Source organism: Hydrocoleum sp. CS-953, assembly GCF_002260545.1.
Lineage (GTDB): Bacteria > Cyanobacteriota > Cyanobacteriia > Cyanobacteriales > Microcoleaceae > Trichodesmium.
The window spans coordinates 1-8,254 of record NZ_LGSU01001231.1 but is presented as its reverse complement, the minus strand read 5'-3'; the positions used below and the strand labels follow the sequence as shown (position 1 = coordinate 8,254).

General features: G+C 35.2%; 7 protein-coding genes and 2 pseudogenes. 7 read left to right on the top strand and 2 right to left on the bottom strand.

Annotation, left to right across the window (positions count from 1 at the left end; translation table 11 throughout):
* Nucleotides 1-272: tellurite resistance TerB family protein (locus AFK68_RS20895; protein WP_168186581.1), on the bottom strand; the 272-nt coding region annotated here is incomplete at its 3' end.
* 728 nt (nucleotides 273-1,000) lie between these two features.
* Complete coding sequence (locus AFK68_RS20890) at nucleotides 1,001-1,366, bottom strand: tellurite resistance TerB family protein (RefSeq protein WP_094674761.1); 366 nt, start codon at nucleotides 1,364-1,366, stop codon at nucleotides 1,001-1,003.
* A gap of 246 nt (nucleotides 1,367-1,612) precedes the next feature.
* On the opposite strand from AFK68_RS20890, the pseudogene AFK68_RS20885 reads away from it, so the two are divergent.
* The 7 genes and pseudogenes from AFK68_RS20885 to AFK68_RS20850 all read left to right on the top strand — a co-directional run.
* A pseudogene (locus AFK68_RS20885) lies at nucleotides 1,613-2,055 on the top strand (DNA cytosine methyltransferase); the annotation flags it as partial.
* Between the two features lie 30 nt (nucleotides 2,056-2,085).
* Nucleotides 2,086-2,997, top strand: a complete 912-nt coding sequence (locus AFK68_RS20880) for a DNA (cytosine-5-)-methyltransferase (protein ID WP_246844317.1) — start codon at nucleotides 2,086-2,088, stop codon at nucleotides 2,995-2,997.
* 247 nt (nucleotides 2,998-3,244) lie between these two features.
* Nucleotides 3,245-3,745, top strand: coding sequence for a restriction endonuclease (locus tag AFK68_RS20875; protein WP_246844315.1), 501 nt, complete (start codon nucleotides 3,245-3,247; stop codon nucleotides 3,743-3,745).
* 41 nt (nucleotides 3,746-3,786) lie between these two features.
* The gene (locus tag AFK68_RS20870; protein ID WP_246844314.1) at nucleotides 3,787-4,032 is read left to right on the top strand and encodes a hypothetical protein; all 246 of its coding nucleotides are present in this window, start codon (nucleotides 3,787-3,789) and stop codon (nucleotides 4,030-4,032) included.
* Between the two features lie 372 nt (nucleotides 4,033-4,404).
* Complete coding sequence (locus AFK68_RS20865) at nucleotides 4,405-5,694, top strand: hypothetical protein (protein ID WP_094674759.1); 1,290 nt, start codon at nucleotides 4,405-4,407, stop codon at nucleotides 5,692-5,694.
* Between the two features lie 355 nt (nucleotides 5,695-6,049).
* Nucleotides 6,050-6,360, top strand: a pseudogene (locus AFK68_RS20860) (DUF433 domain-containing protein); the annotation flags it as partial.
* A 150-nt stretch (nucleotides 6,361-6,510) separates the two neighbouring features.
* Nucleotides 6,511-6,846, top strand: coding sequence for a DUF5615 family PIN-like protein (locus tag AFK68_RS20850; RefSeq protein WP_094674755.1), 336 nt, complete (start codon nucleotides 6,511-6,513; stop codon nucleotides 6,844-6,846).
* Nucleotides 6,847-8,254 lie beyond the last annotated feature (1,408 nt).

Sequence of the window (8,254 nt, the reverse complement as noted above, 5' to 3'; positions counted from 1 at the left end):
GAGTTTAAAGCTGCGTTAATAAGTGCTTCATTTCCCTGTTTTTTCAGCACTCCACAAAGTTTGTCGAACATTCTCCGCATAACTTCACTGGGGTAACTTCTGAAAAGTTGCATTCGACCTAAAACGGTAGAAAGTAAGTCAGCTTCAGCATCAGATAAATAACCATCGGCAGAAACTACCACTAACATAATGGCAGTAAATGATTCAGCAGGTCCTAAAGTTATTTCGCTGCTGACACTTTTAGATTTACGCAACCCATCAAATAATCCCATTTTTTTCTCCTGGTTTTAACTAATAAAAATTGTTGGCAAGATAAAATGGTATTCTCATCTCTTCTCTCCGAATGAGCTGAAATATAATTAACTGTCTTAACCATTTTTTTTATTATCGACTAAATANAATAAAAATTGTTGGCAAGATAAAATGGTATTCTCATCTCTTCTCTCCGAATGAGCTGAAATATAATTAACTGTCTTAACCATTTTTTTTATTATCGACTAAATATATTAGTTCCGCAATAGTGAAAACACTTAAATACTCTGCAACAAGCTATCTTAAAAATTGGTGGGAATAGTCAAAAATACGCAAATATAGCTAATAACTGTAATTGTCCTCAAACCTATATAACCTATATTAAAAAAGTCGCCTTTGAACTATAGAAAACACTATCAGAAACTTTGGGCGAACGGCAAAATAAATCTAACTTGAAAGTTATATTCTCCTCTAAGTCCGATTAGAATTGATTAAGCTATTAATGATGAAGGTGACTGTCGTTTCCACTTTGGTATTGGTGAACGGTTATAATAAAATTAGAAGTCAGAAATAATCTATGACTGAGTTTTTCCTTGGTTCATACTTCCTTTTTATAACTTCTGATTTGCACCACGGTACGTTATTTCTTTTGGTTCAGTTTGGCAATAACTAGGCGAAAAAAATTCACCCTCCTCAAATAAAAGGTGGGTGATAGAAGCAAAGTTTAAGTATCAAAATGTTTTTAATACTAACCTTTATTTTTGATGACCATGACGCGGATAATTTCGTTTACTGTCTCATTAGGAATTTCAAGAGCGTTACACAAACTGCCTAAAAGCTGCTCTTCTTCTTCTGTAACTTCACCGTCCGATAAAACAAGGTCAGTGGCGATCGCAAAAGTAGTCTCATATAATTCGTGGGGGAGTGAGTTTAAAGCTGCGTTAATAAGTGCTTCATTTCCCTGTTTTTTCAGCACTCCACAAAGTTTGTCGAACATTCTCCGCATAACTTCACTGGGGTAACTTCTGAAAAGTTGCATTCGACCTAAAACGGTAGAAAGTAAGTCAGCTTCAGCATCAGATAAATAACCATCGGCAGAAACTACCACTAACATAATGGCAGTAAATGATTCAGNAGTGAAAACACTTAAATACTCTGCAACAAGCTATCTTAAAAATTGGTGGGAATAGTCAAAAATACGCAAATATAGCTAATAACTGTAATGTTACTGAGGCCCATTTTAAAATTGAAAAAAGCGAAAGTTCGAGTTATGCTTTGTTGACAATTCAACCTTTGCTGAAACTGTATTTGCAGACCAATACTCAAAATCAAAAATCACTCACTTAAAGGAAATAATAAATTGACTCAAACTAACAAACTAAAAGCCATAGAATTATTTGCTGGAATAGGTGGTTTTCAGTTGGGAATGAAAGCTGCAAATATTGACAATATTTGGGCTAATGATATTAACGAACTTTGTTGTCAAGTTTATCAAAGTAATTTTAGTAGTAGTTCTATAGTATTAGATGATATTAATCAAATTAATTTATCAGAAATTCCCGAACACGATATTTTCACTGCTGGATTTCCCTGTCAACTATTTAGTCAAGCAGGTAAAAAAATGGGAATTAGAGATAGAGTCAGGGGAACACTTTTTGAAGGAATACTTGAAATAATCCAAGCTAAAAAGCCGAAATATTTTCGGGAGTTTTTTCGGAGGAGGCTAACTGAAATGACCATCAGCTCTGTACAACCAAATATTTGGAGAATTTATCCTAGTTGGGCATCATCGACTAGCATATTNGTCAACTATTTAGTCAAGCAGGTAAAAAAATGGGAATTAGAGATAGAGTCAGGGGAACACTTTTTGAAGGAATACTTGAAATAATCCAAGCTAAAAAGCCGAAATATTTTTTATTAGAAAATGTTAAAAGAATTATAGGGATGGAAAAAGGGCATCATTTCCGAATTATATTAAATGCTCTTGCTTCCTTAGACTATTTTATTGAATGGCGAATTATTAATCCGATAAATTTTGGTATTCCCGAAAACAGAGACCGAATTTTTATTTTTGGTACTTGTATTGAATCTACTCAAAACACTCCTGCTCTAGAAAAGTTTTCTGTATTTTTAACAGATAATGATATTGAAAGTTTACCTGGGAATGAAAATAGTGAAATCCAAAAATATATGCAGCCTATTATGAATTTCAGTAGTAAAAACTATAACTGGGGTATTGCTTATCAAAATCAAATGTATAGTCAACCCTCGCCATTAATGGTTGATATAAAACCCAGAAAAAAACTCAAAGATATTCTCCAAGATGAATCAGAAATAAATCCCCAATTTGACTTTACTTCTGACACCCAAGAAAGAATAAAAAAAAGCAAAACTGTAAATAGATATTGTAATGGTGTGGAAATATTATATAACCAAGGAGGAAGAGCGCGTCTTGGCTATACAATATTTGGCATTAATGGCGTTACTTCTACATTAACCGCTTCTACTTCTAGACATTATGAAAGATATCAAGTCGGTAATAAATTCCGCCGTTTAACTAATATTGAATATGCTCGTTTAATGGGATTTCCTGAGAATTGGTGTCGAATTGCTAAAATTTATCACCAATATGCTTTATATGGTAATTCAGTTGTGCCTGATTGTGTAGAATGGATCTGTCAAAGAATTGGTAAACAAAACTTTAAGTTTAAGCATCAACCTTGGCAACAGTTAACATTATTTTAATTCAATATTTATCAATATATGAAAAAACTTACCCTATCATTATTCAAAAATGAGGCAGAAATTTTTGTTAGAGATTTAAGCATTACACCAATTGCTGATTTGTACGGTACTACCGNCTTTATATGGTAATTCAGTTGTGCCTGATTGTGTAGAATGGATCTGTCAAAGAATTGGTAAACAAAACTTTAAGTTTAAGCATCAACCTTGGCAACAGTTAACATTATTTTAATTCAATATTTATCAATATATGAAAAAACTTACCCTATCATTATTCAAAAATGAGGCAGAAATTTTTGTTAGAGATTTAAGCATTACACCAATTGCTGATTTGTACGGTACTACCGATGGTAAAGCAGTAGGAACTTATGTAGAGCAAGCATTCAATAATTATTTAGAAAAAAAGTATTTATATACTCCAGGTAGTGCAGCAAGTGGCATAGATTTCCCGAAATTAGAAGTAGATTTAAAGGTGACATCTATACGACAACCACAATTATCTTGTCCATTTCGAGATGCTAGTCAAAAAGTTTATGGATTAGGTTATAATCTACTTATTTTTGTGTATGAAAAAACAGATAATCATGAATTACGAGCAGCAAGTTTGAATATTCAAAACGCGATATTTGTAGCAAAAGAAAGAACAGGAGATTATCAAACAACACGGGGTTTAATAGAAATTATTACTCGTAATAGTAATCAAGATGATGTAATCGGATTTTTGGAAGACCTTCAAGAATTTAGAATTTAGAATTTAGAATTTAGAATTACCTCTTATTGAAAAGAAGAGGATTGACGAACAGGAAAATTTTTATTTATTATCCCCTTAAAAGGGGAGGCTTTAAACCACAATATTTCGGTAATCTTCCTTTAGATGAAATAGGACGTGAAGTTTTGGCTGAGAGAATAATTAGACAACCTCCACAACAGGGTTATATTACTATCTCTAATGCTTTGCAATGGAGATTACAATATAGAAGAATTATTGAGCAGGCAGTAATAGGAAATGTAATTGGAGTAGAAAATATTCTAAGTTAATTTAGCGGTCAACAATTAGGCATTAACTATCAGCTTTTTAATTATAATTTACCAGAAATTTTCTTCAATTATTACTACTCCAAAAGCAATAAAATACAAAGACTTGCCAAATTAAAAGAGTTGTGCATAAATAACTAATATAAAATCTGGTTGAAAAATTGTTGTTGCGACCGTTTCATGTCGGACGTAGGACGAAAGGGAACCAATCTCCTAAACCTCTGAGATTGCTATCCGTTCCGGAATGCTCCGCAAACCTTCCACTCAGTTCCAGTCACACTGAACTACAATAACTAATCATCTAGATTTGATATAAAAACCCCTAATTATCTGACTTAAACAGTCAGTCCTAATAACTGATAACTGAAATAACTCATGCTAGAAATTATTGACCTGTTTGATGAAAACTTCTATTTAGATAATAACCCTGGTGTCGCAGGAACAGTATCTTTAAACAATGACATTATCCAAAGTGGTTTCGACCACTTCATTCGGTTTGGTCAATTTGAAGGACGAGACCCTAGTATTTTTTTTGATACTAACTTTTATTTAACCAATAATCCAGATGTTGCTGCTTTAGTTCAACAAAATTCAATTACTCCCATTCAACATTTTATTCAAGTTGGTCAACTAGAAAATCGTGACCCTAATCCTCAATTTAATACCAATATTTATCTACAAGAAAATATTGATGTTGCTGATGCAGTTCAACAAAATTTATTAACTTCTATCGAACATTTTGTTAACTTTGGCATTGCTGAAGGTCGGTTATTTTCCCAAAATTTTATCGGTACAATATTTGATGTTGTTGTTACCAGTGCTGCTAATAATGGAAATGGTGCTGCTTTGCGTTTTGATGGTTTAACTGGTAGATTTATTGGTGAATTTACTAATGGTGGAGGATTAACTGACCCTAGAGATATTGTACGAGAAATTGATGGGTCTAATACTGTTTTAATTAATGGTGGAAATGATGATGTTTTACGTTTCGATGCTACTACTGGAAATTTCATTGAAACATTTACAGAATTTCCTGAATTAAATGGTGGAGGTTCTGTTTTTGGACCCGATAATAATTATTATGTGGGGGCGCGTTCTTTAGGAGCAATTTTACGTTTTAATGGTCAAACAGGAGATTTTATTGATGAGTTTATTCCCTCAGAATTAGTAGATTTTCCCAGGGGTTTTGTATTCGGTTCTGATGGTAATTTTTATTTAGGAAATGGTGCCGATCCAACAACAGGTGGAGGCGGAGGTACAATTATTCAATATGATGGTCTCACGGGTGAGGTTTTAAATCCTAGTTTTGTTAATGACCCTCAGTTGAGTCCCCTAGATGTGATTAGTGGTTTGGATGGTAATATTTATGTCAGCAGTGAGTTTCCTTTTGGTCAGGATGATTCCGTAGGTACGGTTCGTGTCTATGATATTAATACGGGAGCGTTGTTAGATGTGCTTGATGCTGGTGTCGATGCAGAGGGAGTACCAATATTTGATGCACCAAGGGGGTTAGGTTTCGGACCTGATGGTAATCTTTATGCGAGTAGCACTGGTACTGGTAGTGTGGTTCGTTTTGATGGTACAACGGGAGATTTTATTGATGTGTTGATTGAGTTTCCGCAGTTGAATGGTCAAGCATTAAATTTTGTTCCTGCGGAAAATTAGTGTAGTAGACATCTGGAAAAACTCCAAGTTTGGTAGGGGTTGAATATTTATAATTAGAAGCTCTCGTAGTATTGCTCTAGCCCGATTTTGTTTAGGTTAAAGCAATACTACAAACAAAAACTTTTTTATCACTCATTATTGGCATTATCTTAATTAAGAGCGATCGCCAAACTTAGCTCAAAAAAATCATCCCTGCATCCGTGGCAAAATCAGTTTCGAGCTACTAGGGAGCGTTTCGCTGCGCGACATGTTTGCGGAGCATTCCGTCAGGAAAAGGCGAAGCCTAGCGGCAGCTATATCGCTAATAATATGTTAAAATCCAAATAAGTCTATTTATTATATTTCAAAATTAGTTATGTCTAAAACATCTACAATTACAGAACATATTGAAATTACTCCTGGAATTTGTGGTGGAAAACCTAGGATTGCTGGGCATCGAATTAGAGTAGAAGATATTGTTATTTGCCATGAAAAAATGGGGCTTTCACCAGATGAAATTGTCTCTCAATATCCTAGTATTACTTTAGCTGATGTTTATGCTGCTTTGACTTATTATCACGACCATTTAGAAGAGATTAGGCAGCAAATTTTGGAGGATGAAGAATTTGCTAGAGCAATGCAAGCTGAAACTCCTTCTTTAGTGGCAAAAAAATTAAGAGAAGGTCANTATTACTTTAGCTGATGTTTATGCTGCTTTGACTTATTATCACGACCATTTAGAAGAGATTAGGCAGCAAATTTTGGAGGATGAAGAATTTGCTAGAGCAATGCAAGCTGAAACTCCTTCTTTAGTGGCAAAAAAATTAAGAGAAGGTCATGGTACAAAAGATTAAATTTCATCTGGATGAAAATGCTCCTAATGCAATAGCTGATGGTTTAAGGCGACGAAATATTGATGTAACTACTACTTCTGAGGCGAATTTAATTTCTCTGCCAGATGAGGAACAATTGATATTTGCTGCGAATCAAAATCGGGTTATTTTTACTCAGGATAGAGATTTTTTGCGACTACATTATGCTGGTTTTTCACATACTGGAATTGCTTATTGTATTAAGGGAAGTCGTTCGGTAGGTGAAATTTTACGGGGGTTAATTCTGATTTGGGAAGTATTGGAACCTGAAGATATGATTGGAAAAGTAGAATTTTTGTAATCTAATATTATGGTTATTTGTGAGTTATATAGATTGGCAAATAATGACAATATTGGGCTGTCATTGCGTTAACGCAGTTTTGCGACAGCAAGGCGGTAATAAAAACAGTTAACCTTTAGGATGAATCATTAACTTAGCCAAAGCAATCTCTACATATCTATAATAGGAGAGATTGCTTCGGGGGGTGTTGAGTGGTTCAAGTCAAATAATTTATGTTCCCTCCCCCCTCGCTGCGGACAATTTTGGGCTGTCATTGCGTTAACGTAGTTTTGCGACAGCAAGGCGGTNAAATAATTTATGTTCCCTCCCCCCTCGCTGCGGACAATTTTGGGCTGTCATTGCGTTAACGTAGTTTTGCGACAGCAAGGCGGTGATAAAAATAGTTAACCTTTAGGAATAATCATTAACGAGCGCCGTAGGCGAAGCCTTCCCTAAAGGTAGCAATCTCCACATATCTATAATAGAAGAGATTGCTTCGGGGGGTGTTGAGTGGTTCAAATCAAATAATTTCTGTTCCCTTCCCCCTCGCTGCGGACAATTTTCACTTTTGACTTAAAAATATGGACGAACAACGCATTCAAGCTTATCTGAATCTGATTAACACCTTACTACTTAATCGTGAGAGTAACGAAGAAATCAACAAAATTCTGAATGATAATCAGGAATTAATAGATTCTGGGTTATGGCAAACAATGTTCCAAGTGGCAGAGCAGTTGGCAGAAGGGGGCGATCAAGATAATGCAGAATTTTTACTCGAAATAGCAAGTCAGCTAGCATACCAAGACTATACAAATTTCTTGATGGAGGTATTGCAGGCAACTGCAGAAAGTGAGGGCAACCCCGAAGTTGTCTACCCACTCCTACAAGAAAACTTAGATAAACTTGACAATANATGGCAAACAATGTTCCAAGTGGCAGAGCAGTTGGCAGAAGGGGGCGATCAAGATAATGCAGAATTTTTACTCGAAATAGCAAGTCAGCTAGCATACCAAGACTATACAAATTTCTTGATGGAGGTATTGCAGGCAACTGCAGAAAGTGAGGGCAACCCCGAAGTTGTCTACCCACTCCTACAAGAAAACTTAGATAAACTTGACAATAACTTTGCTGATATATTGGAAGACTGGGCAACTGCTAAATTTTCGGAGGTGGAGGCGGATGTAGCAGAAAGCATGGCTATATTTATTGGTGATTTCAGTAACCTCATTGAGCAGTTTCCTCTAGGCAACAAAGCAAATAACATGGAAATTAGCATCGCAGGTTATGAACTAATATCCACAGTCTTTACCCGCAACAGTCACCCGGAAAATTGGGCAGCGACTCAAAATAATCTCGGTAATGCCTACAGTGACAGAATAACAGGAGACAAAGCTGAGAATATTGAATCTGCCATTGCTGCATACCAAAA